This window comes from Streptomyces sp. NPDC045955 (assembly GCF_056430805.1).
The window spans coordinates 50,231-72,252 of the sequence record NZ_JBWKKY010000012.1; the positions used below are offsets into that span (position 1 = coordinate 50,231).

The 22,022-nt window shown below is 70.4% G+C and carries 21 protein-coding genes and 1 riboswitch; of the genes, 11 read left to right on the forward strand and 10 right to left on the reverse strand.

Features of this window, described 5'->3' with window-relative positions; genetic code table 11:
- Position 1: 1 nt before the first annotated feature.
- The 4 genes from AC07F0_RS24670 to AC07F0_RS24685 form a co-directional block, all read right to left on the reverse strand.
- On the reverse strand, positions 2-325 hold the full coding sequence (locus AC07F0_RS24670) for a DMT family transporter (protein WP_389612350.1): 324 nt from the start codon (positions 323-325) through the stop codon (positions 2-4).
- 146 nt (positions 326-471) lie between these two features.
- Complete coding sequence (gene rsgA / locus AC07F0_RS24675; RefSeq protein WP_478981924.1) at positions 472-1,482, reverse strand: ribosome small subunit-dependent GTPase A; 1,011 nt, start codon at positions 1,480-1,482, stop codon at positions 472-474.
- 17 nt (positions 1,483-1,499) lie between these two features.
- Positions 1,500-2,816 (reverse strand): 3-phosphoshikimate 1-carboxyvinyltransferase, encoded by a 1,317-nt coding sequence (gene aroA / locus AC07F0_RS24680; RefSeq protein WP_478981926.1) that lies wholly within the window; start codon positions 2,814-2,816, stop codon positions 1,500-1,502.
- 93 nt (positions 2,817-2,909) lie between these two features.
- The gene (locus AC07F0_RS24685) at positions 2,910-3,632 is read right to left on the reverse strand and encodes a M50 family metallopeptidase (protein ID WP_436727515.1); all 723 of its coding nucleotides are present in this window, start codon (positions 3,630-3,632) and stop codon (positions 2,910-2,912) included.
- A gap of 326 nt (positions 3,633-3,958) precedes the next feature.
- Here AC07F0_RS24685 and AC07F0_RS24690 point away from each other — a divergent pair, with 326 nt between their 5' ends.
- From AC07F0_RS24690 to AC07F0_RS24740, 11 genes are all read left to right on the forward strand, one after another.
- Positions 3,959-4,105 (forward strand): hypothetical protein, encoded by a 147-nt coding sequence (locus tag AC07F0_RS24690; protein ID WP_478981928.1) that lies wholly within the window; start codon positions 3,959-3,961, stop codon positions 4,103-4,105.
- A 281-nt stretch (positions 4,106-4,386) separates the two neighbouring features.
- Positions 4,387-5,202, forward strand: a complete 816-nt coding sequence (locus AC07F0_RS24695) for an SOS response-associated peptidase (RefSeq protein WP_478981930.1) — start codon at positions 4,387-4,389, stop codon at positions 5,200-5,202.
- Positions 5,203-5,212: 10 nt separating this feature from the next.
- Positions 5,213-5,869, forward strand: a complete 657-nt coding sequence (locus tag AC07F0_RS24700) for an alpha/beta hydrolase family protein (protein ID WP_478982240.1) — start codon at positions 5,213-5,215, stop codon at positions 5,867-5,869.
- Between the two features lie 256 nt (positions 5,870-6,125).
- On the forward strand, positions 6,126-6,812 hold the full coding sequence (gene sigR / locus AC07F0_RS24705; protein ID WP_010047600.1) for an RNA polymerase sigma factor SigR: 687 nt from the start codon (positions 6,126-6,128) through the stop codon (positions 6,810-6,812).
- Positions 6,809-7,120: a mycothiol system anti-sigma-R factor gene (rsrA, locus tag AC07F0_RS24710; protein ID WP_033314427.1), complete on the forward strand. Its 312-nt coding sequence runs from the start codon at positions 6,809-6,811 to the stop codon at positions 7,118-7,120. The genes sigR and rsrA overlap by 4 nt, the downstream gene beginning before the upstream one ends.
- Positions 7,121-7,272: 152 nt before the next feature.
- Positions 7,273-8,604 carry an HD-GYP domain-containing protein gene (locus AC07F0_RS24715; protein WP_478981932.1) on the forward strand — a complete coding sequence of 444 codons (1,332 nt, stop codon included), beginning with the start codon at positions 7,273-7,275 and terminating at the stop codon, positions 8,602-8,604.
- Positions 8,601-9,848 carry an HD-GYP domain-containing protein gene (locus tag AC07F0_RS24720; protein WP_478981933.1) on the forward strand — a complete coding sequence of 416 codons (1,248 nt, stop codon included), beginning with the start codon at positions 8,601-8,603 and terminating at the stop codon, positions 9,846-9,848. Before AC07F0_RS24715 ends, AC07F0_RS24720 begins: the two co-directional genes overlap by 4 nt.
- A 117-nt stretch (positions 9,849-9,965) precedes the next feature.
- Positions 9,966-10,946, forward strand: coding sequence for a tetratricopeptide repeat protein (locus AC07F0_RS24725; protein WP_478982242.1), 981 nt, complete (start codon positions 9,966-9,968; stop codon positions 10,944-10,946).
- A 157-nt stretch (positions 10,947-11,103) separates the two neighbouring features.
- On the forward strand, positions 11,104-11,754 hold the full coding sequence (def, locus tag AC07F0_RS24730) for a peptide deformylase (RefSeq protein ID WP_436727510.1): 651 nt from the start codon (positions 11,104-11,106) through the stop codon (positions 11,752-11,754).
- Positions 11,755-12,049: 295 nt separating this feature from the next.
- Complete coding sequence (cyc1, locus tag AC07F0_RS24735) at positions 12,050-13,135, forward strand: epi-isozizaene synthase (RefSeq protein ID WP_478981935.1); 1,086 nt, start codon at positions 12,050-12,052, stop codon at positions 13,133-13,135.
- Complete coding sequence (locus AC07F0_RS24740; RefSeq protein WP_478981937.1) at positions 13,132-14,502, forward strand: bifunctional albaflavenone monooxygenase/terpene synthase; 1,371 nt, start codon at positions 13,132-13,134, stop codon at positions 14,500-14,502. The genes cyc1 and AC07F0_RS24740 overlap by 4 nt, the downstream gene beginning before the upstream one ends.
- 12 nt (positions 14,503-14,514) lie before the next feature.
- Here AC07F0_RS24740 and AC07F0_RS24745 read toward each other — a convergent pair whose 3' ends face one another.
- The 6 genes from AC07F0_RS24745 to AC07F0_RS24770 form a co-directional block, all read right to left on the reverse strand.
- The gene (locus AC07F0_RS24745) at positions 14,515-15,477 is read right to left on the reverse strand and encodes a GlxA family transcriptional regulator (protein WP_436727507.1); all 963 of its coding nucleotides are present in this window, start codon (positions 15,475-15,477) and stop codon (positions 14,515-14,517) included.
- A 248-nt stretch (positions 15,478-15,725) separates the two neighbouring features.
- Positions 15,726-16,730: a ribonucleotide-diphosphate reductase subunit beta gene (locus AC07F0_RS24750; RefSeq protein WP_451106687.1), complete on the reverse strand. Its 1,005-nt coding sequence runs from the start codon at positions 16,728-16,730 to the stop codon at positions 15,726-15,728.
- Positions 16,731-16,786: 56 nt separating this feature from the next.
- A complete protein-coding gene (locus tag AC07F0_RS24755) occupies positions 16,787-19,144 on the reverse strand; it encodes a ribonucleoside-diphosphate reductase subunit alpha (RefSeq protein ID WP_478981939.1) in 2,358 nt (785 codons plus the stop codon).
- A gap of 121 nt (positions 19,145-19,265) precedes the next feature.
- Positions 19,266-19,390: riboswitch (cobalamin riboswitch) on the reverse strand.
- Between the two features lie 52 nt (positions 19,391-19,442).
- Entirely contained in the window at positions 19,443-19,949 is a 507-nt protein-coding gene (locus tag AC07F0_RS24760) for a GNAT family N-acetyltransferase (protein WP_478981941.1), read from the reverse strand.
- 72 nt (positions 19,950-20,021) lie between these two features.
- Entirely contained in the window at positions 20,022-21,650 is a 1,629-nt protein-coding gene (mctP, locus tag AC07F0_RS24765) for a monocarboxylate uptake permease MctP (RefSeq protein WP_436727503.1), read from the reverse strand.
- The gene (locus AC07F0_RS24770; protein WP_436727502.1) at positions 21,647-21,913 is read right to left on the reverse strand and encodes a DUF3311 domain-containing protein; all 267 of its coding nucleotides are present in this window, start codon (positions 21,911-21,913) and stop codon (positions 21,647-21,649) included. The genes mctP and AC07F0_RS24770 overlap by 4 nt, the downstream gene beginning before the upstream one ends.
- Between the last annotated feature and the right edge of the window lie 109 nt (positions 21,914-22,022).

Here is a 22,022-nt window from a genome sequence, read left to right on the forward strand (position 1 = left end):
ATCAGTGCGTCGAACCCGACAACTGAAGCCCGATCACGCCGATGATGACGAGGCTGATCGACACGATCTTCAGCGTCGACACCAGGTCGCCCAGGAACACCATGCCGTAGATCGCCGTGCCCGCCGCGCCGATGCCGGTCCACACGGCGTAGGCGGGGCCCACGTCGAGTTTCTTCAGCGACAGGGTCAGCAGACCGAAGCTGCCGAGGGCGAAGATACAGAACGCGACCGTCGGCCAGAGCCGGGTGAAACCGTGCGACAGCTTCAGGCACACGGCGAAGCCGGTCTCCAGCAACCCCGCCACAATGACCAGCAGCCACGCCATGAGTCGTTCCTCCCGTTTCCCACGTTCAGCGACCGCTTAGTCAGTTTGAGCATTTCGCCAGATTCTTCAGCTTCTGGTCGGTCTTGCATCCGGCTTGGTGCGATTATGCACTTACCGTCCGCACGCCATGACAAACAACGCGGAGGTCAGTCGCCTTCCTTGCGCTCCCGCGTGGCCAGCAGTCGCCGCAGCGAGTACAGCCGCGCCGGATCCGCGTGCCCCTCGGCCACCCACGCGTCCAGCGCGCAGTCGGGCTCGTCGTGGCTGCACGCGCGCGGGCACCCCTCGGTGCCCGGCTCCAGGTCGGGAAAGGCGTGGATGACCTGGGCCGGGTCCACGTGGTGCAGCCCGAAGGACCGTAGGCCCGGTGTGTCGATCACCCAGCCGTCGCTGTCCCCCAGCGGCAGTGCCAGCGCCGAGGTGGTGGTGTGCCGGCCGCGGCCCGTCACCGCGTTCACATGCCCCGTCGTGCGTCGCTGCTCCTTGGGGACCAGCGCGTTGACCAGCGTCGTCTTGCCGACACCGGAGTGGCCGACGAACGCGGTGATCTTGCCGTCGAGCTGCTCCCGCACGCGGGCGACCGCCGTGCCGTTCTGGAGTTCCTCGCGGCTGGTGACGACGTGGGGGATGTCGAGGTGGCCGTACAGCTCCAGCAGCTTGTCGGGCGGGGCGAGGTCCGACTTGGTCAGGACCAGCAGCGGGTCCAGGCCGCCGGCGTAGGCCGCGACCAGACAGCGGTCGATCAGCCGGGGGCGGGGCTCCGGGTCGGCCAGGGCGGTGACGACGGCCAGCTGGTCGGCGTTGGCGACGACCACGCGCTCGTACGGGTCGTCGTCGTCCGCCGTGCGGCGGAGCACGGACGTGCGCTCCTCGATGCGGACGATCCTCGCGAGCGTGTCCTTCCTTCCGGACAGGTCACCGACGAGCGCCACGCGGTCGCCGACCACCGCCGCCTTGCGGCCCAGCTCGCGGGCCTTCATCGCCATGACCACGCGGTCCTCGACCAGGCAGGTCAGGCGGCCCCGGTCGACGGTGAGGACGAGGCCCTCGGCGGCGTCCTCGTGCTTGGGCCGGATGTTCGTCCGGGGCCGGGTGTTCCGGCGGCCGGGACGGGTGCGGATGTCGTCCTCGTCGGTGTGCTTGCCGTAGCGGCGCATGACCTGATCCCCGCGTCCTACGCCTCGAGCATCCCGGTCCACAGGTCGGGGAAGTCGGGCAGGGTCTTGGCCGTCGTCGCCACGTTCTCGATCTGCACGCCCTCCACGGCGAGGCCGATGATCGCGCCGGCCGTGGCCATGCGGTGGTCGTCGTAGGTGTGGAAGATCCCGCCGTGCAGCCGGCGGGGGCGGATGTGCAGGCCGTCGGCGGTCTCCGTGACGTCACCGCCGAGTTCGTTGATCTCCTTGGTCAGCGCGGCCAGGCGGTCCGTCTCGTGCAGCCGCAGGTGCGCCACGCCGCGCAGGGTCGACGGGGAGTCCGCGAGGGCCGCGACCGCAGCGACGCCCGGCGTCAGCTCGCCGACCTCGCTCAGGTCCACGTCGATGCCGTGCACCGAGCCGGAGCCGGTGAACACGAGCCCGAACTCGGTCAGTTCGCAGGAACCGCCCATCTCGGTGAAGATCTCGCGCAGCCGGTCACCGGGCTGGGTGGTGCGGGCCGGCCAGTCCGGGATGACGACCTTGCCGCCGGTCACGAGCGCCGCCGCCAGGAACGGCTGGGCGTTGGACAGGTCCGGCTCGATGACCAGGTCGCGGCCGAGCAGGGCGCCCGGCGTGACCCGCCAGACGTTCGGCTCGCCGCCCGACTCGGGCGTGTCCACCTGGGCGCCGACCGCGCGCAGCATGTCGACGGTCATGCGGATGTGCGGCATGGAGGGCAGCGTGGCGCCGGTGTGCCGGACCTCGACGCCCTGGTTGAAGCGCGGGCCGGACAGCAGCAGGGCGCTCACGAACTGCGACGAGGAGGACGCGTCGATCTCCACCGGGCCGCCGTCCAGGGCGCCGCTGCCGTGCACGGTCAACGGCAGCGCGCCACGGCCGTCGTCGTCGATCCGGGCACCGAGCAGACGCAGCGCGTCGATGACTCCGTTCAGGGGACGCTCGTAGGAGCGGGGATCGCCGTCGAAGCGGACGGGACCGTCGGCGAGCGCGGCGACCGGTGGCAGGAACCGCATCACCGTGCCGGCGTTGCCGACGTCGACCGTGGCCGGGCCGCGCAGGCCCGTGGGGAGCACACGCCAGGCCTCTCCGGTGCCGTCCGGGCCCACGCCCTCCTCGATCTCGATGCCCATGGCGCGCAGCGCGCCGGCCATCAGCAGGGTGTCGCGGGAGCGCAGGGGGCGGCGCAGCCAGCCCGGTTCGGAGGCGAGGGAGGCGAGGACCAGGGCGCGGTTCGTGACCGACTTGGACCCGGGCACGTGGACCGTCGCGTCGACGGCTCCGCTCGCGTGCGGGGCGGGCCAAAGGGCGGTGTCTGCGGTGTTCGGGGCCATGGCTTCACTTTATAAGGCGGCGGTGGCTCGGGTGCGGCGCCGTGGGGGCCGGTCACGCCGTGCGGCGCGGCCTCGCGCTCCTGGACGCGCGCGTCACATTTCCAAGAGCCACCTGCCCCCGCCGATCAGCGAGCACAGCGACACCGCGTGGAAGAGAAACAGCCACAACCCAGCCGGCACATGCGTCAGCCGCGACAGCTGGTCCGCGTCCGAGTCGCCCGCCCCACCGCGCGACCGCTTGGCCTGGAGCTCGAACGCCGGACGCACCCCGCCGACCAGCAGGAACCACACCACCACGTACGCGAACGCCGCCTGGACCTGGGGGCCGGCCAGCCAGGACACCAGGACGAACAGACCGCCGGTGACGATCATGGTGAGGGCGCCGTACGCGTTGCGGATCATCACGAGCATGGCCAGCAGCAGGGCCGTGGCCAGCCACAGCAGCAGCGTGATGCGGCCGGCGCCCAGCAGGGCCGCGCCGCCGAGGCCCAGCAGGGGAGGGGCGGTGTAGCCGGAGGCCGCGGTGAGGATCATGCCGATGCCGTAGGGCTTGCCGCGGCTGACGGTCAGGCCGCTGGTGTCCGAGTGCAGCCGTATGCCCGTGAGGGTGCGGCCGCTGAGCAGGGCCACGAGCCCGTGGCCGCCCTCGTGGGCGATGGTGATGGCGTTGCGGGAGATGCGCCACAGGCCGTGCGGGATCACCACGGCGAGCGCGGCTCCCAGGGCCGCGATCACGACCCACAGGTCGGGGTCGGGCTGGGTGCCGGAGACCTCGTCCCAGAGGGAGGCGAGCGAGGCGGTTGCGGTGCTGTCCATGTGCGGCGGTGGCTCCCTGTGGTCGGCTGGAATCCGGCAGTGTGGCACGTACGTGCGGACGGTATCTGAGACGCGGACGTGGCAGCGATCGTTCCTCTCGGAGAAGACGCAGGTCACAGAGGTGGAGCGGCCGTTCGCAGGCTGGGTGACAGGGCCGGCCGCGGCGCCGCCGGCCGGCTCGGTGTCAGGCGATGCCCCACAGTTTCGCCAGGCGGCACCCGGGAAGCGGGGCGTTCAATTAGGTGCGCTTCCCTGACACGTTCCTTACCGGGACCGCCCTCCGCGCCCCCGGACCAGCCGCTCTCCGTGACCCTGCGGCCACCAACGTGTTCCTCGACGGCGGCATCGCGGTGATCGGCCTGGCCATGCTCGCCGCGGTCCCCGGGGACTCCCTGGAGCAGGCGACCTGGCCCCGCGCCACCGAACGGGCCGGCGCCCGCAGGGCGTTGATTACCGCCCTGCGGGTGCTGTGAGTGGCTCCCGGAGAGCTGACGAGAACCGTCTCCGGAGCCCCGCCGGGCGCCCGCGGGAACGGTGGTGTCCCTCACTCATTTGAAGGCTGCCACCGAGTAGCACCAGGACATCCGGCTCCTCCACCCCACCGGGCCGGGTGCGCTGACCGTGGCCATCGAGCTTCACGCGCGGGGCACGGCGTCGGTGACGACCGTCCTTCCGGAGAGAAGACCGGGAGTCGGTTTCGTCGCTGCGCCACTGAAGGTAGCGTCGGTGCCGCAGGCAGGAGGGGCGGTTACAGATGTGCGGACGGTATGCGTCGAGTCGTAGGCCGGAGGATCTCGCAGGGATCTTCGAGATCGAGAAGTGGGAGCCCGAGGAGACTCTGGAGCCCGACTACAACGTGGCACCCACCAAAGAGGTCTACGCCGTCCTCGACCGCCCCCTGAAGGACGCGGACGAGCCGCGCCCGGTCCGGCAGCTGCGCACGCTGAAGTGGGGGCTCGTCCCCTCCTGGTCGAAGACCCCCGAGGGCGGCGCCCGGATGATCAACGCCCGCGCGGAGACCGTCCACGAGAAGCCGTCCTACCGCCGCGCCTTCACCTCCCGGCGCTGCATCCTGCCCGCCGACGGCTACTACGAGTGGGTCACCGGCAAGCAGGAGCGCGACCTGGAGGTCGAGGGCAAGAAGAAGCGGCCCCGCAAGCAGCCCTATTTCGTGACCCCGGCGGACGGGTCGGTCTTCGCGATGGCCGGGCTGTACGAGTTCTGGCGGGACAAGACGCTGCCGGACGATCACCCGCAGGCCTGGTGGGTGACGTGCTCGGTCATCACCACCGAGGCCGAGACGAGCCCCCTGGCGGTCTCCCCGGCGGACGGGCCCCGGGCGCTGGCCGAGATCCACCCCCGGATGCCGCTGATGCTGACGCCCGACCGCTGGGACGCCTGGCTGGACCCGTCCCGAACGGACGCCGACGAGCTGCGCGAGCTGCTCGCCCCGCCGCCCGCCGGGCTGATGCGCGCCTACCCCGTCACCACGGCCGTCAGCAACGTCCGCAACAACGGGCCGGAGCTGCTGAAGGAGCTGGAAGGGCCCGAAGAGGGCACACTCCTCTGACGTGACCAATGTGACCGATGTGACCAACGGGTCCGACGCGACCACGGAGACCGTCGAGACCGAAGCCGGCCCCGCCCGCATCACCTGGCACCCGGCGAAGAAGGCCCGGCTCGTGCTCGCCGTCGGCCACGGCGCCGGCGGCGGCATCGAGGCCCGCGACCTGAAGGCCCTGGCCGCCGTCCTGCCCGCCCACGGCGTCACCGTGGCCCGCGTGGAGCAGCCCTGGCGAGTGGCCGGGAAGAAGCTCGCGCCCGCGCCCAAGACCCTGGACCTCGGCTGGCGGGGCATCTGGCCCGCGCTGGCCGTACCCGGCCTGCCGGTCGTGTCCGGCGGCCGCAGCGCCGGAGCCCGGGTCGCCTGCCGTACCGCCAACGAGCTCGGCGCCCACGCGGTCCTCGCCCTCAGCTTCCCCCTCCACCCGCCCGGCAAGCCCGAGAAGTCCCGCGCCGCCGAGCTGCTGGGTTCCGGGGTGCCCACCCTGGTCGTCCAGGGCGGGAACGACCCCTTCGGCAGGCCCGGGGAGTTCGCCGAGGGGCCGTACGAGCTCGTCGAGGTGCCGTACGGCGATCACGGCTTCGCCGTCCCCAAGCGGGCGGAGATCACGCAGGAGGCGGCAGTGGCGGTCATCACGGACGCGGTCGTGGAGTGGACCGGGTCACTCGGGTAAGGCTCCGGGAATGCCGGGGCGGCGAGCACTGTTGTGCGGGACGTACGTGCTGGAGACCAGCACCGACGCCGTAGGAGAGGGAGTCCGCCGCATGGGTTCGATCTACTGCCCGAGCCGCAGCAACCGTGCCGACCTGGACTGGACGGTGCTGCACGCGGCCAAGACCGCCCCTATTCGGGCGGCGGGCGGACCGGATCGTCGTCTATCCTCCGATTCTGGTGAGACCGGTCTCGGTCTCGCGAGAACACTGGAGGAGGTGGGTCCGGTCACAGGGACCGACGCAGGGACCGAACACGGCCAGGCGGAGCAGCCCGAGGGCCAGGGTGGCACGGGTGCGGAGACGGCCGCGGAGCGCAACGCGCGCTTCGAGCGGGACGCGCTCGAGTTCCTCGACCAGATGTACTCGGCCGCGCTGCGCATGACGCGCAACCCGGCCGACGCCGAGGACCTGGTGCAGGAGACGTACGCGAAGGCGTACGCGTCCTTCCACCAGTTCCGCGAGGGCACCAATCTCAAGGCGTGGCTGTACCGGATCCTCACGAACACCTTCATCAACTCGTACCGCAAGAAGCAGCGGGAACCGCAGCGCTCGGCGGCCGAGGAGATCGAGGACTGGCAGCTCGCCCGCGCCGAGTCGCACATGTCGACGGGTCTGCGCTCCGCGGAGTCGCAGGCGCTCGACCACCTGCCCGACTCGGACGTGAAGGAAGCACTCCAGGCGATCCCCGAGGAGTTCCGCATCGCCGTCTACCTGGCGGATGTCGAGGGCTTTGCCTACAAGGAGATCGCGGACATCATGGGGACACCCATCGGTACGGTGATGTCCCGGCTGCACCGGGGCCGCCGTCAGCTGCGCGGCATGCTGGAGGACTACGCCCGTGACCGCGGGATGGTCCCGGCCGGCGCCGGAGAGTCGAACGAAGCGAAAGGCTCGGGGTCATGAGCTGCGGAGAGCCGCACGAGACGGATTGCAGCGAAATCCTCGATCATCTCTACGAGTTCCTCGACCGGGAGATGCCGGACTCGGACTGCGTGAAGTTCGAGCACCACTTCGAGGAGTGCTCGCCCTGTCTTGAGAAGTACGGGCTCGAACAGGCCGTGAAGAAGCTGGTCAAGCGCTGCTGCGGGCATGACGACGTGCCGGGCGATCTGCGCGACAAGGTCATGGGGCGGATCGAGCTGATCCGCTCCGGCCAGGCCGTCCCCGAGCAGGACGTCACGGCCTCGCCGGCCACGCCTCAGGAGTCCTGAGACTCCCGCGTGTTTCAACTACCCCCGTCCCCAAGGGGGTAGTCACCCTCGAACGCATCACTCGAACGTGCTAATCCGCGGGTCATCGGCCCGTGGAGCCCCCACCGCCGTCCTAGGCTCCGGGCCTGATGGACATGGCCGGGGGAGGGCTCATGGAAGCGGTACCGGTGCGGGCACGTGCGTACGTCGCCTGTGTCGTCCTGGCCGCCCTCGTCTGTCTGCTGCCGCTGCCGGGCGTCCGTACGCCCTGGTGGGCCGTGCTGCTGCTCGCCGCGCTGTACGCGGGCTGCGAGCGCGTCGCCCGGTCCCGGTTCGTCGGGATCTCCCATCCGGCCGGGACCTTCTATCCCGTGCTGCTCGCCGGTGCCTTCCTGCTGCCCGCGCCCGCCGCCGCCCTGGTGGCCGTGCCCGGTGCGCTGCTCTCGCATGTCGAACAGCGGCCCGTGGCGCTGCGGCGCGTCTGGCGGGCCGCCCAGCTCGTCCTCGGCGTGTGGGCCGCGGCCCGGGTGCACTGGGCGCTCGGCGGGCGGGACGCGGTCGTCGCGGGAGACGTGCCCTACGCGCTCGGGCCGGCCGGGGCGGCCGTGCTGGCGTTCTGCCTGGTGCTCGCGCTGCTGGACGGCGGAATCCTGGCCGCGGCCGAGCGGGTGCCGCTGCGGCGGGCCTGGCGGGGACTGGTGCCGCGCTCCCTCGCGCCCATCGCCGTGCACGGGCTGGCCGGGCTGATGATGGCCGTGCTGTGGCGCAGCCCCTACGGTCCGGTGGCCGCGCTGCTCGTGCTGCTGCCGATGTGCGTCTCCTGGTGGTCCTTCGCGCAGTACCACCGGGAACGGGCCGCCCACCAGGCGACCATCCGGGCGCTGGTCCAGGCCGTCGACATCAAGGACGGGTACACGCGCGGGCACAGCGAGCGCGTCGGACAGGCCTCCATGATGATCGCGCGCGAGCTGGGCATGGACGACGAGCGCGTCGAGGTGCTCCGGTTCGCCGGGATCCTGCACGACGTCGGCAAGCTGGGCGTCCCCACCCGGCTGCTCAGGAAGGACGGGCCGCTGACGCCCGAGGAGCGGCGGGTGATCGAGCTGCACCCCGAGTACGGGCACGAGATGGTGCGCGGCATCGGCTTCCTCGGAGAGGCCCGCGCCGCCGTGCTGCACCACCACGAACGGCTGGACGGCACCGGCTACCCCTACGGCCTGGTGGGCAGTCAGATCCCCGAATCCGCCCGGGTCGTGGCCGTCGCGGACGCCTTCGACGCCATGACCTCCACCCGGAGCTACAGCAGGGCCCGGCCCGTCACGGTCGCCCTGGCGGAGCTGAAGCGATGCTCCGGAAGCCAGTTCGACCCGGTGATGGTCGCGGCCCTCGTGGAGGCCGTCGGCCGGTCGGGATGGCGCCCCGCCGTGACCGCCGACGATGTCCGCCCGCCCCGGGTTCCGCCGCCCGGCGCACCCCTGTCCAGCCGGCCGGGAGCACACCGGTGAGCGCGTTCCGCCCGCCGCCGCTGTTCACCCTCGTCCACGCCTGTGCCGCCCTCCTCGCCGCCGGTTCCCTCGCCGTCACCCTCCACGACGGGCTGGAGGAACGCCGGGTCGCCCTCGCCTTCGGCGTCCTCGTCACGGTCGGGGAGCTCGCCCGGCGCAACGGGGCGCAGGTCAGGGAGCCGGCGCCGCTCGGAGCCGCCGCGGCCCTGTCGTACGCGCTGCTCGGCGAGGCCTGCGGGCGGGCCACGCACCACGGCCTCGCCCAGGTCGTCGCCGTCGTGCTGGCCGGCTCGCTGCTCGGCAGCGTGCCGCACGTGGCGCGCGGGCAGGGGCCCACGCTCGACCACCTGGCGCGCCGGGTGCTCACCGTCGGGTTCGTCGCCGTCTGCTTCCAGCCTGCCTACAACCGGGGCATGTTCGACGACTGGGGCGGCCCCGCCTACGCGCTGCTGTTGCTCGCGCTGCTGTCCCTGACCTCGCTGTGCGACGCTTTGCTCGCCGCCGCGCTGGCCCACTCCCGCACCGGCTGGCCCTTCGGGCCGGTGCTGCGGGACGAACTGCGGGCCGTGTGCGGCATCGGCTCCGCCGTCATCGCCACCGGGGCGGTGATGGCCCTGGCGGTCGCCGTCGTGGGGCTGTGGGCGCTGCCCGTCTTCTCCGTGCCGCTGCTGCTCGCCCAGATGTCATTCCGTCGGTACGCCGCCGTCCGGGCGACCTACCGGCAGACCATCGCCTCCCTCGCCCGGGCCACCGAGGTCGCCGGGTACACCCCCGCCGGGCACGCCCGCCGCGTCGCCGCGCTCAGCCAGGCGGTGGGGCGTGACCTGGGTCTCACCGAGCCCGAGCTGGCCGTGCTGGAGTACGCCGCGCTCATGCACGACATCGGCCAGCTCAGCCTCGTCGACCCGGTGCCGGCGGGCGCCACCGCCGGCCTGCCCGCCGCGGAACAGCGGCGGATCGCGCTGCTCGGCGGGGCCGTCGTACGGCAGACGGGTGTCGACGAGGCGGTCGCCGTGGTCGTGGAGCGGCAGGCCGACCCCGCAGCGGAGCAGCCGCCGGCCGCGCGGATCATCCGGGCCGTGAACGCGTACGAGGAGAAGTCCCGGGAAGGCGGCCTGGGCGGACCGCTGACGGCGCTGGAGGAACTCCGGCTCGCCACCGCCGGGGAGTACGCCCCGGAGGTGGTGGAATCGCTGGCCCGGGTACTGGCAAGAAGCAGTCTGACCTTGCCGGTGACTGGGTAACCCATGGGTAATGAGCGCCCCGGAGGCCGTACGTGGTTGGATGCGAAGGAGAAGGTGTCCGGGGGCTCGAAACACAGCTACGGCCAGCCCACCGCACGGAACTGGCAGGCGGGAATCGTGAGGATCTTCGGCAAGGGACGGCACCGGCCCTCCGCCTCCTGGCGGCAGGCCACAGACCGGGCGTTCACTCTCATCGGCGACGGCCGGTACGAGGACGCCGGCGCGTTGTTGACACGTGCCGCCGATCTGGAGCCCTGGCTGTCCGAGTCCTGGTTCAACCTCGCCCTGCTGCACAAGTTCCGGCACGACTGGGAGCAGGCGCGGGCGGCGGGCCTGAGGGCCGTGGCGCTGCTCGACCGGGACACCGGCGCGCCCGACTGGTGGAACGTCGGCATCGCCGCGACCGCCCTGCAGGACTGGCCGCTGGCCCGGCGCGCCTGGCAGGCCTACGGGCTGCGGGTGCCGGGGCCGCCCAACGACTCCGGCGAGCCCGTCGGCATGGACCTCGGCAGCGCGGCCGTACGGCTGTCCCCGGAGGGGGAGGCCGAGGTCGTGTGGGGGCGGCGGCTGGATCCCGCGCGGATCGAGGTGCAGTCCATTCCGCTGCCGTCGTCCGGGCGGCGCTGGGGTGAGGTCGTCCTGCACGACGGCGTGCCGCACGGGGAGCGGACCACGGCCGCCGGGCACACGTACCCGGTGTTCGACGAGATCGAACTGTGGGCGCCGTCGCCGGTGCCGACGTGGGTGGTCCTGCTGGAGGCGGCGACCGAGGCGGACCGGGACGCGCTGGAGCAGCTCGCCGGTGACGCCGGGTTCGCCGCGGAGGACTGGTCTTCCTCGGTGCGGTTGCTGTGCCGGATGTGTTCCGAGTCACGGATGCCGTCGGACGAGGGTGACGGGGAGCATCTCGATCCGCATGATCACAGTGAGCCGGGGCATCCCGGGCCGCTGGGGCACCGGACGGACGGACAGCTGTGGGTTCCCGAGCGGGAGTGCGGGCTGGCGGCGCCGGCTTCGCTGGTTCGGGGGCTGCTGGACGGATGGGTCGCTGACAGTCCCGATTCTCGGGATTGGCGGGACTTGGAAGAGGTGTGCTAGGTCATGTGCCGGGTGCTGCGCCGTCGTGGTTTCTCGCGCCCACGCGGCGGAGCCGGAAGTCGATACACCCCCGCGCCCCTGAAGGCGGCATCCGCCACCCGCGTACCCTGTATCAGCATCTCAGCCCGGTTAGGTTCAGGAAGGCGTACGTAACGTCATGGCTCAGCAGGACACCGATCAGCAGCGCGCGGGTGTGCTCCCCGTCGACGACGAGGGGTACGTGGTCGACACGGAGGACTGCGAGGAGCGCGAGGCGGCCTGGCGGGAGCGGGGGACCTCACGACCGATCACGGTGGTCGGGAACCCGGTGCTGCACAAGGAGTGCAAGGACGTCACCGACTTCGGCGACGAGCTCCAGCAGCTGGTGGCGGACATGTTCGCCTCGCAGCGCACCGCCGAGGGCGTGGGTCTGGCCGCCAACCAGATCGGCGTCGACCTGAAGGTCTTCGTCTACGACTGCCCGGACGACGAGGGCGTCCGCCACACCGGCGTCGTCTGCAACCCCAAGCTGGTCGAACTGCCCGCCGAGAAGCGCCGGCTGGACGACAGCAACGAGGGCTGCCTGTCGGTGCCGACCGCGTACGCGCCGCTCGCCCGGCCCGACTACGCCGAGGTGACCGGGCAGGACGAGCAGGGCAACCCCATCCGGGTGCGCGGCACCGGATACTTCGCTCGGTGTTTGCAGCACGAGACCGACCACCTGTACGGCTACCTGTACATCGACCGCCTCTCGAAGCGGGAGCGCAAGGACGCGCTGCGCCAGATGGCCGAGAACGAGCCCCGGTACCCGGTCGTCGCGAACGACTGAGACCCCACGATCACCAGGCGAACGGCGTCTGTTCGGGTCCCTCACCCAGAACGGGCGCCGTTCGTCTGCGTCGTTCGCCTGCCCGTCGCACGTTCGATCGCTTCCGCTCTCCTGGTGATACGGCACCAGTCACACAACGGGAGGTTCCCCGCAGTGTGGGGTAGTGAATGAAGCAAATGCGTTCCCAGATCGGTCAGTTGTAGTGCTGAATGGGAGGAGCGGGATACGCAACGGCGCACGCCCGGCACGGAAGGAGGGGCGCCCGCGCCAACTGGCGGCTGAGAGGGGTTAGTTCGTGCATGCTTTGTCACACGGCACCACATCGACACCGACCACCATCGCAGTTCCACCGTCGCTCTCCCTTCCGGTGATCGAGGCGGCGTTTCCCCGGCAACTCCACCCCTATTGGCCGAAGTGCCAGGAGAAGACCCGGGCCTGGCTGCTCGAAAAGCGGCTCATGCCCGCGGACAAGGTGGAGGAATATGCCGACGGCCTGTGCTACACGGACCTCATGGCCGGGTACTACATCGACGCCTCCGACGAGGTCATGCAGGCGATCGCGGACTACAGCGCCTGGTTCTTCGTCTGGGACGACCGCCACGACCGCGACATCGTGCACGGCCGCCCGGTCGCCTGGCGGCGGCTGCGGGACCGGCTGCACTCGGCCCTCGACTCCCCCGGGGAGCACCTGCACCACGAGGACCCACTGGTCGCCGGGTTCGCGGACAGCGTGCTGCGGCTGTACGCCTTCCTGCCGACGACGTGGAACCTCCGGTTCGCCCGGCACTTCCACGCGGTGATCGACGCGTACGACCGGGAGTTCCGCAATCGCACCCACGGCATCGTGCCCACGGTCGAGGAGTATCTCCGGCTGCGCCGGCTCACCTTCGCCCACTGGATCTGGACGGACCTGCTGGAGCCGGCCGCGGGATGCGAACTCCCCGACGCCGTACGGAAACACCCGGCATACCGTCGGGCCGCACTGCTGAGTCAGGAGTTCGCCGCCTGGTACAACGACCTCTGCTCGCTTCCGAAGGAAATAGCGGGCGACGAGGTGCACAATCTCGGAATCAGTCTCATCATCCATGAGGGGCTGACCCTGGAACAGGCGGTCGTGGAAGTAAGGCGCCGCGTCGAGAAGTGCATCACGGAATTCCTCGACGTCGAACAGGAAGCATTACGATTCGCCGACTCCCTCGCCGACGGCACCGTGCGGGGAAAGGAACTCAGCGTCGCCGTGCGGGCCTGTCTGAGCAATATGCGGAACTGGTTCAGTTCCGTCTACTGGTTCCATCACGAGTCCGGCCGGTACATGGTCGACAGCTGGGACGACCGGTCCACGCCCCCGTACGTCAACAACGAAGCGGCAGGTGAGAAATGACCGTCGATTCCGTGAAGCCTGAAGCCCCTCTGGTTCCTGAGCCGCGTGAACCGCTCCGGGCGGGCGGTGGTGTCCCCGTCCTGGGGCACGGCTGGAAGCTGGTGCGCGACCCGCTGGCGTTCATGTCCCGGCTGCGCGACCACGGTGACGTGGTCCGGCTGAAGCTCGGGCCGAAGACGGTGTACGCCGTCACCACCCCGGCGCTCACGGGCGCGCTCGCGCTGAGCAACGACTTCATCATCGCCGGGCCGTTGTGGGAGTCCCTGGAGGGCCTGCTCGGCAAGGAGGGCGTGGCCACGGCGAACGGCCCGCGCCACCGCCGCCAGCGGCGCACCATCCAGCCCGCCTTCCGGCTCGACGCCATCCCCGCCTACGGGCCGATCATGGAGGAGGAGGCACACGCGCTCACCGAGCGCTGGAAGCCCGGCGAGACCATCGACTGCACCTCCGAGTCCTTCCGGGTGGCCGTGCGCATCGCGGCCCGCTGCCTGCTGCGCGGCGCCTCCATGGACGAGCGGGCGGAGAGGCTGTGCGTCGCGCTCGCCACCGTCTTCCGCGGGATGTACCGGCGGATGGTGGTGCCGCTCGGGCCGCTCTACAGGCTGCCGCTCCCGGCCAACCGCGAATTCAACCGGGCCCTGGCCGATTTGCATCTCCTGGTGGACGAGATCGTCGCCGAGCGCCGCGCATCCGGTCAAAAGCCGGACGATTTGCTGATGGCATTGCTGGAGGCGACGGACGAGAATGGCGACCCCATCGGGGAACAGGAGATCCACGACCAGGTCGTCGCGATCCTCACCCCCGGCAGCGAAACCGTCGCTTCCACGATCATGTGGCTGCTGCATATGCTCGCGGAACACCCTGAACACGCGGACCGGGTGTGCGACGAAGTAGAAGCCGTCACCGGTGGGAGGCCGGTGGCATTCGCAGACGTCCGAGAACTCAGGCACACCAACAATGTCGTCGTCGAGTCCATGCGTTTGAGCCCGGCCGTGTGGATTCTGACGCGGCGGGCGGTGCGGGACACGGAACTCGGCGGATACCGGATTCCGGCCGGTGCGGACATCGTCTACAGCCCGTACGCGATCCAGCGCGATCCGAAGTCGTACGCGCGGCACCTGGAGTTCGACCCCGACCGCTGGCTTCCGGACCGGGTCAAGGACATCCCGAAGCACGCCATGAGCCCGTTCAGCGTGGGCAACCGCAAGTGCCCGAGCGACCACTTCTCGATGGCCCAGCTGACGCTGATCACGGCGGCGCTGGCCACCAAGTACCGCTTCGAGCAGGTGGCCGGCTCGAACGACGGCACGCGCGTCGGCATCACGCTGCGGCCGCATGACCTGCGGGTGCGGCCGCTGGCGCGGTGAGAGCCCCTGGCCTCAGGCCGCCTCCGGGCCCCTGAATGTGCGCCGGTAGGCGTTCGGCGTCGTCCCGACCGCCCGGACGAAGTGGTGGCGCAGCGCGGCCGCGTTGCCGAACCCCGTTCGACCGGCGATCGCGTCCATCGTCTCGTCCGTCGCCTCCAGCAGCCGCTGGGCCAGCAGCACGCGCTGGCGCAGGATCCAGCGGTAGGGAGTCGTCCCGGTCTCCTGCTGGAAGCGACGGGCGAAGGTGCGCGGGGACATGTGGGCGCGGGCGGCCAACTGCTCGACGGTGACCTCCTCGTCGAGGTGCCGCTCCATCCACGTCAGCACTTCGCCGACCGTGTCGGCCTCGGGGTGCGGCAGCGGGCGCTCGATGTACTGGGCCTGGCCGCCGTCGCGGTGCGGCGGCACCACCATCCGCCGGGCGATCTTGTTGGCGACCTCGGAGCCCTGTTCCTTGCGCACCAGGTGCAGGCAGGCGTCGATCCCGGCGGCCGTGCCGGCTGAGGTGATCACCGGGTCCTCGTCGACGTAGAGCACGTCCGGCTCGACGGCCACCCGCGGATACTGCCGGGCGAGGTCCTTCGCGTGCTTCCAGTGGGTGGCGCAGCGGCGGCCGTCCAGCAGTCCGGCCGCGGCCAGCACGAAGACGCCGGAACAGACGCTCAGCACCCGGGCCCCGCGGCCGACCGCGCGACGCAGGGCGTCCAGCAGTTCCGGCGGGAAGTCCCGGGACGCGTAGCTTTTCCCGGCCGGCACGGCGATCAGGTCTGCCGTCTCCAGCCGCTCCAGGCCGTGCTCGACCTGGAGCGAGAAGCCCGAGTTCATGCGCAGCAGCGGGCCCTCGGCCGAGGCGACGGCGAAGTCGTAGACCGGCAGGCCTTCGTCGCTTCGGTCGGTGCCGAAGACCTCGCACACCACACCGAGTTCGAAGGGATTCACGCCGTCGAGAAGGACGACGGCCACGTTCTGGAGCATGTCTCCAGTGTGCCTCGTCAGTGGCAGTAATTCGAGGGTCTCCGGCAGTACTGCCACTGACGGTAAGGAGTCATCGGCGCGACAGTGGTGTCCATGGACACGAACCAGGTACAGACACTCATCGCAATGATCTTCGTACTCGGGATGCTGGTCCTCCTGGTCCTCCCGTCAGTGATCGGTGTCGTCCGCGACCGGCGCGTCGACCGTCAGATCAGGGAGGCCCAGGAGGCCCGCGAAGGCGAGCGGCCTCAGAAGTCCTCGTCCAGGTCGACGGTGCCCTCCACCGCCACCTGGTACGCGGAGGGCCGCCGCTCGAAGAAGTTGGTCAGCTCCTGAACCCCCTGGAGCTCCATGAAGGAGAAGGGGTTCTCGGAGCCGTAGACCGGAGCGAAGCCCAGGCGGGTGAGCCGCTGGTCGGCGACGCACTCCAGGTACTGCCGCATCGACTCGGTGTTCATGCCCGGGAGGCCGTCACCGCACAGGTCGCGCGCGAACTGCAGCTCGGCCTCGACGGCCTCGCGGAGCATGTCCGTCACCTCCTGCCGGAGCCGGTCGTCGAACAGCTCCGGCTCCTCCTTGCGGACGGTGTCGACCACGTCGAAGGCGAACGACATGTGCATCGTCTCGTCGCGGAACACCCAGTTGGTGCCGGTGGCCAGACCGTGCAGCAGACCCCGGCTGCGGAACCAGTAGACGTACGCGAAGGCGCCGTAGAAGAACAGGCCCTCGATGCACGCGGCGAAGCAGATCAGGTTCAGCAGGAAACGGCGGCGGTCGGCCTGCGTCTCCAGCCGGTCGAGCTGGTCCACCGAGTCCATCCACTTGAAGCAGAAACCTGCCTTCTCGCGGATGGAGGGGATGTTCTCCACGGCCGCGAAGGCCGCCGCCCGGTCGTCGTGGTCGGGGAGGTAGGTGTCCAGGAGCGTCAGATAGAACTGGACGTGCACGGCCTCCTCGAAGAGCTGCCGGCTCAGATACAGCCGAGCCTCGGGGGAGTTGATGTGCTTGTACAGCGTCAGCACCAGGTTGTTCGCGACGATCGAGTCGCCCGTGGCGAAGAAGGCGACCAGCCTGCCGATCAGGTGCTGCTCGGCGGGAGAGAGCTTGGCGAGGTCGGTGACGTCCGAGTGGAGGTCGACCTCCTCCACGGTCCAGGTGTTCTTGATGGCGTCCCGGTAGCGCTCGTAGAAGTCCGGGTAGCGCATCGGGCGCAGGGTGAGCTCGAAGCCGGGGTCGAGCAGGTTCTGAGTCATCACAGTCGGCGCGAAGCGCCGTCCTCCAGGGGTGGCGGTCGGGTGGCGGGTGGGAATTACTGGCAGGCTTCGCAGGACTCGGGGTTTTCCAGGGAGCAGGCGACCGCTTCGGGGTCCGGGGTGGCCTGCACGGGGACGGTGGCCTGGGCCGCGCGGGCGATGCGGGTCGCCGGGCGCGAACGCAGGTAGTACGTGGTCTTCAGCCCGGACTTCCAGGCGTAGGCGTACATCGAGGAGAGCTTGCCGATGGTCGGCGTCTCCATGAAGAGGTTCAGGGACTGGGACTGGTCCAGGAACGGGGTCCTGGCCGCCGCCATGTCGATCAGGCCGCGCTGCGGGATCTCCCACGCCGTGCGGTAGAGGGCGCGTACGTCCTCGGGGATCCAGGTGAAGTCCTGCACCGAGCCGTTGGCCTCGCGCAGGGCCTCCCGGCTGCGGGCGTCCCACACGCCGAGCCGCTTCAGCTCCTGAACCAGGTAGGAGTTGACCTGGAGGAACTCACCGGACAGCGTCTCGCGCTTGAACAGGTTGGACACCTGCGGCTCGATGCACTCGTACACGCCCGCGATGGAGGCGATCGTGGCCGTCGGCGCGATGGCGAGGAGCAGGGAGTTGCGCATGCCCGTCGCGGCGACGCGCTCGCGCAGGGCCGCCCAGCGCTTTGGCCAGGTCAGCTCCACGTCGTAGTGGTCGGGGTGGAGCACACCCTTGGCCGTACGGGTCTTCTCCCAGGCCGGCAACGGGCCGTTGCGCTCGGCGAGATCGGCGGAGGCCTCGTAGGCGGCGAGCATGATCCGCTCGGCGATGCGGGTGGAGAGCGCCTTGGCCTCCGGTGAGTCGAAGGGCAGGCGCAGCTTGAAGAAGACGTCCTGCAGACCCATGACCCCGAGGCCGACCGGACGCCACCTGGCGTTGGAACGGCCTGCCTGCTCGGTCGGGTAGAAGTTGATGTCCACGACCCGGTCGAGGAACGTCACGGCCGTGCGGACGGTCTCGTCCAGCCGCTCCCAGTCGATGTCCCCGCCGGACCGGTCGACGAGCGCGCCGAGGTTGACCGACCCCAGGTTGCAGACCGCCGTCTCCCCGTCGCTGGTGACCTCCAGGATCTCCGTGCAGAGGTTGGAGGAGTGGACGACGTGGCCCGGTTCGGCCGTCTGGTTGGCGGTGCGGTTGGCGGCGTCCTTGAAGGTCATCCAGCCGTTGCCGGTCTGCGCGAGGGTGCGCATCATGCGGCCGTACAGCTCACGGGCGGGCAGGGTCTTCTTCGCCAGGCCCTTCGCTTCGGCGGCCCGGTACGCGGCGTCGAACTCCTCGCCCCACAGGTCGGCCAGCTCGGGCACGTCCGACGGGGAGAACAGCGACCACTGCGCGTCGGCGTTCACACGCCGCATGAACTCGTCGGGCACCCAGTGCGCGAGGTTCAGGTTGTGCGTGCGGCGGGCGTCCTCACCGGTGTTGTCGCGCAACTCCAGGAACTCCTCGATGTCCAAGTGCCAGGTCTCCAGGTAGACCGCGGCGGCGCCCTTGCGGCGGCCGCCCTGGTTCACGGCGGCGACCGAGGCGTCGAGGGTCTTCAGGAACGGGACGATGCCGTTGGAGTGGCCGTTCGTGCCGCGGATCAGCGAACCGCGGGCCCGGATGCGGGAGTACGCGATGCCGATGCCGCCGGCGTGCTTCGACAGCCGCGCCACCTGGTGGTAGCGGTCGTAGATCGAGTCCAGCTCGTCCTTGGGGGAGTCGAGGAGGTAGCAGGACGACATCTGGGGGTGCCGCGTGCCGGAGTTGAAGAGGGTGGGGGAGGAGGGGAGGTACTCGAGCCGGCTCATCAGCCCGTAGAGCGCGGCGACTTCGTCGACTGAGCGGCGGGTGTCGTCCTCGGCGAGACCGGCGGCGACGCGCAGCATGAAGTGCTGGGGCGTCTCGATCACCTTGCGGGTGATCGGGTGCCGGAGCAGATAGCGGCTGTGCAGGGTACGCAGGCCGAAGTAGCCGAAGCGGTCGTCGGCGGCCGTGTCGATCAGGGCGTCGAGACGGGCGGCGTGGACGCGCACGAACTCGGCGGTCCGGTCGGCGATGAGGCCCTCCCGATGCCCGGCCGCCACGGCCTCGGTGAAGCACGTGACGCCCTGCGAGGCGGCCTCGGCGCGGATCCCGATCGTCAGCAGGCGCGCGGCCAGCCGGGAGTAGGCGGGATCCTCGGAGATGAGGCCCGCGGCCGCCTCGGTCGCCAGCTCGCGCAACTCCGACTGGTCGGCCCGCGCGGACCGGCCGCGCAGCGCGGCGGCGGCGACCCGGCCCGGGTCGGCGTCGGGCAGGTCGGCGGTCAGCTCGGTCAGGGTCCGCAGCAGCGCGGCACCGGGACCGTCGTGCTCTTTTTCCGCGGCTGAGACCGGATCGGCTGGCGCGATGGTCACGTGGGGCTCTCCCTCGCTCGGCACGGGGCCTCAGCGAGGGCAGGGGGCAGCGCGAACGCACGCGGCGTCGCGTCCACCGGCCCACTCCGCGAGGCCCGGACGTCAGGGCGCACCGACCGGGCGGCCGGGCGCGCTGTCGGCAGGTCCTCGGACTGAAGCCTGTGCGCGAACACGCACAAGTACACCGTTGCGGGACAGTTCCGGATTCGCACCGGATTCCCCTGCGGCGACAGCGAGCATGAGCATACATCTTGTGCCGGGCGGCGAAAGCACCCCTAGATGTAGTGTCGCGACGGTTTCACAGCGTCAACTCGTAGGTGAGGAGAGTGATGTCGGCGAGCTCCGGAAGGGGGTTCCAGTCGCGCTCCGGGGTACGGGCGAAGCCGAGGCGTTCGTAGATGCGGTGGGCGGAGCGCATGGTGCGCTGTGTCGACAGGACGACGCGGACGCAGCCGTCCGTCGCCCGGGCGCGGTCGACGCAGGCGCGGACGAGGGCCTCTCCGGCGCCGCGGCCGCGGGCCTCGTGGGCGACGGCGAGCATCCGTATCTCGGCTTCTGAGGGCCGGGCGATGTCGGCCATGGGACCGCCGGCGGGGACGAAGGTGACGCCGCCGAGGAGGTGTTCGCCTTGGGTGGCCACCAGGACGTCCGCGGCGGCGGCCCGCTTGGCCACGTCCCTGAGTTCGCCGAGGTATCCGTCGCTCTCCCCGAAGTCGAGGAGGCCGTCCCGCAGGTAGGCCTGGGCGGTGATCTCGCCGAGGGCGTCGTATTCGGCGGGCTTCACCCGCCGGATGAGGATGTCCATGGTCCGAGTGTGCGGGACGGGTATGGCAACGGGCCACCGGTTTTCCACCGACGGCCCGCTGTCACCTGCGAGTCAGTGCGAGGTGCCCGCCGTCGCCGGCGGAAGCTCCACCTGGACGCCGGGGTCGCCCGCGTCCGCCGTGTAGTCCTCCGGCTTGGTCTCGTCGATGCCGTCGGGGGCCTTCAGAGCCCTCAGGGCGAAGGTCAGGACGACGGTGACGACGACGTTCAGGACGAACGCCGTGAGGCCGATGTAGCCGATCTCGCCGATGCCCGGGATCTCCTTCGAGGAGCCGCCGAAGTGCTTCTGGGTCGGCGAGGCGACGCCGTACGCGGCGACCGTTCCGTAGACCATGCCGACCGCCCAGCCCGCGAGCAGCGCCCAGCGGTGGAACCAGCGGGTGAACAGGCCGCCCACCAGGGCCGGGAAGGTCTGCAGGATCCAGATGCCGCCCAGTAGCTGGAAGTTGATGGCGACCGTCTTGTCCATGGTGAGGACGAAGGCCAGCGCGCCCACCTTCACCAGCAGCGACACCAGCTTGGAGACCTTGGTCTCCTGCGCGGGCGTGGCGTCGGGCTTGATGAAGTCCTTGTAGATGTTGCGGGTGAAGAGGTTCGCGGCCGCGATGGACATGATGGCCGCCGGGACCAGGGCTCCGATGCCGATCGCCGCGAAGGCCACGCCCGCGAACCAGTCGGGGAACATGGTCTCGAACAGCTGCGGAATCGCCAGCTGTCCGTTCTGCACCTTGATCCCGGCCGCGATCGCCATGAAGCCGAGCAGTGCGAGCAGGCCCAGCATCAGCGAGTACAGCGGCAGGATCGTGGTGTTGCGGCGGATCACGTCACGGCTCTTCGAGGACAGCGTCGCCGTGATCGAGTGCGGGTACATGAACAGCGCGAGCGCGGAGCCCAACGCCAGCGTGGCGTACGTCCACTGCCCCGCCTCCGGCGGCGCGAGCGCACCGCGCGGCGCGCCCGTCGCCGGGTTGGTCTGGCTGAACGCGTCGCCCGCCTTGGCGAAGATGTCGTCGAAGCCGCCCAGCTTGATCGGGATGTAGATGATCGCCACCGCGATGACGATGTAGATCAGGGTGTCCTTCACGAACGCGATCAGCGCCGGCGCCCGCAGACCCGACGAGTACGTGTACGCCGCCAGCACACCGAAGGCGATCAGCAGGGGCAGGTCCTTGATGAACCAATTGGTGTTCTCGCCGCCGCCGACGCCCATGACGTCCAGCACGGCCTGGATGCCGACCAGTTGGAGCGCGATGTACGGCATCGTGGCCAGGATGCCGGTCACGGCCACCGCCAGCGACAGGCCCTTGGAGCCGAACCGGCCGCGCACGAAGTCGGACGTCGTCACGTACCCGTGCTTGTGCGAGACCGACCACAGGCGGGGGAGGAACGTGAAGATCAGCGGGTAGACGAGGATCGTGTAGGGCACCGCGAAGAAGCCGGCCGCGCCCGCCGCGTAGATCGCCGCCGGCACGGCCACGAAGGTGTACGCCGTGTACAGGTCGCCGCCGAGCAGGAACCAGGTGATCCAGGTGCCGAACGAGCGGCCGCCCAGGCCCCATTCGTCCAGGCTGTGCTCATTCTCGGCCTTGCGCCAGCGCGCGGCCAGGAAGCCCATGACCGTGACGGCCAGGAAGAAGAAGATGAAGACGGCGAGTGCGACGCCGTTCACGCCGTCGTTCACTGCGACGCACCGCCCTTCGCGGCGGAGCGGGCGCGCTGGTCACGCTGCCACAGCTTGTAGGCGATCATCGTCAGCACCGTGGAGATCAGCACCCACGCCATCTGGTACCAGTAGAAGAACGGGATCCCGATGAAGGCCGGGTCGGTCTTGGCGTACGAGCCGACCCACAACATGGCCACGAAGGGTGCTATGAGGCAGAGAGCGATGACGACGCGCATCGGCGTCACCGTCGCCCCTCTGCCGGCTTCTGGGGCTTGCGACATCAGGCGGCTCCGTCCCCTCAGTGATCACCTGTGTAATGCGCAGGCAATCTAGGTCAGGGTGCGGCGGGAACGGAACCCCTCGTCCGTAATGCGGTACCCAAAAGAAACC

Bases quoted from the DNA above. Each gene is read 5' to 3' on its own strand.
- def (WP_436727510.1), top strand. From the start codon at position 11,104: ATGGCTCAGCAGGACACCGATCAGCAGCGCGCGGGTGTGCTCCCCGTC.
- rsgA (WP_478981924.1), bottom strand. From the start codon at position 1,482: ATGCGCCGCTACGGCAAGCACACCGACGAGGACGACATCCGCACCCGT.
- AC07F0_RS24670 (WP_389612350.1), bottom strand. From the start codon at position 325: ATGGCGTGGCTGCTGGTCATTGTGGCGGGGTTGCTGGAGACCGGCTTC.
- rsrA (WP_033314427.1), top strand. From the start codon at position 6,809: ATGAGCTGCGGAGAGCCGCACGAGACGGATTGCAGCGAAATCCTCGAT.
- AC07F0_RS24695 (WP_478981930.1), top strand. From the start codon at position 4,387: ATGTGCGGACGGTATGCGTCGAGTCGTAGGCCGGAGGATCTCGCAGGG.
- AC07F0_RS24740 (WP_478981937.1), top strand. From the start codon at position 13,132: ATGACCGTCGATTCCGTGAAGCCTGAAGCCCCTCTGGTTCCTGAGCCG.
- AC07F0_RS24685 (WP_436727515.1), bottom strand. From the start codon at position 3,632: ATGGACAGCACCGCAACCGCCTCGCTCGCCTCCCTCTGGGACGAGGTC.
- AC07F0_RS24760 (WP_478981941.1), bottom strand. From the start codon at position 19,949: ATGGACATCCTCATCCGGCGGGTGAAGCCCGCCGAATACGACGCCCTC.
- AC07F0_RS24745 (WP_436727507.1), bottom strand. From the start codon at position 15,477: ATGCTCCAGAACGTGGCCGTCGTCCTTCTCGACGGCGTGAATCCCTTC.
- AC07F0_RS24770 (WP_436727502.1), bottom strand. From the start codon at position 21,913: ATGTCGCAAGCCCCAGAAGCCGGCAGAGGGGCGACGGTGACGCCGATG.
- aroA (WP_478981926.1), bottom strand. From the start codon at position 2,816: ATGGCCCCGAACACCGCAGACACCGCCCTTTGGCCCGCCCCGCACGCG.
- AC07F0_RS24715 (WP_478981932.1), top strand. From the start codon at position 7,273: ATGGAAGCGGTACCGGTGCGGGCACGTGCGTACGTCGCCTGTGTCGTC.
- AC07F0_RS24750 (WP_451106687.1), bottom strand. From the start codon at position 16,730: ATGACTCAGAACCTGCTCGACCCCGGCTTCGAGCTCACCCTGCGCCCG.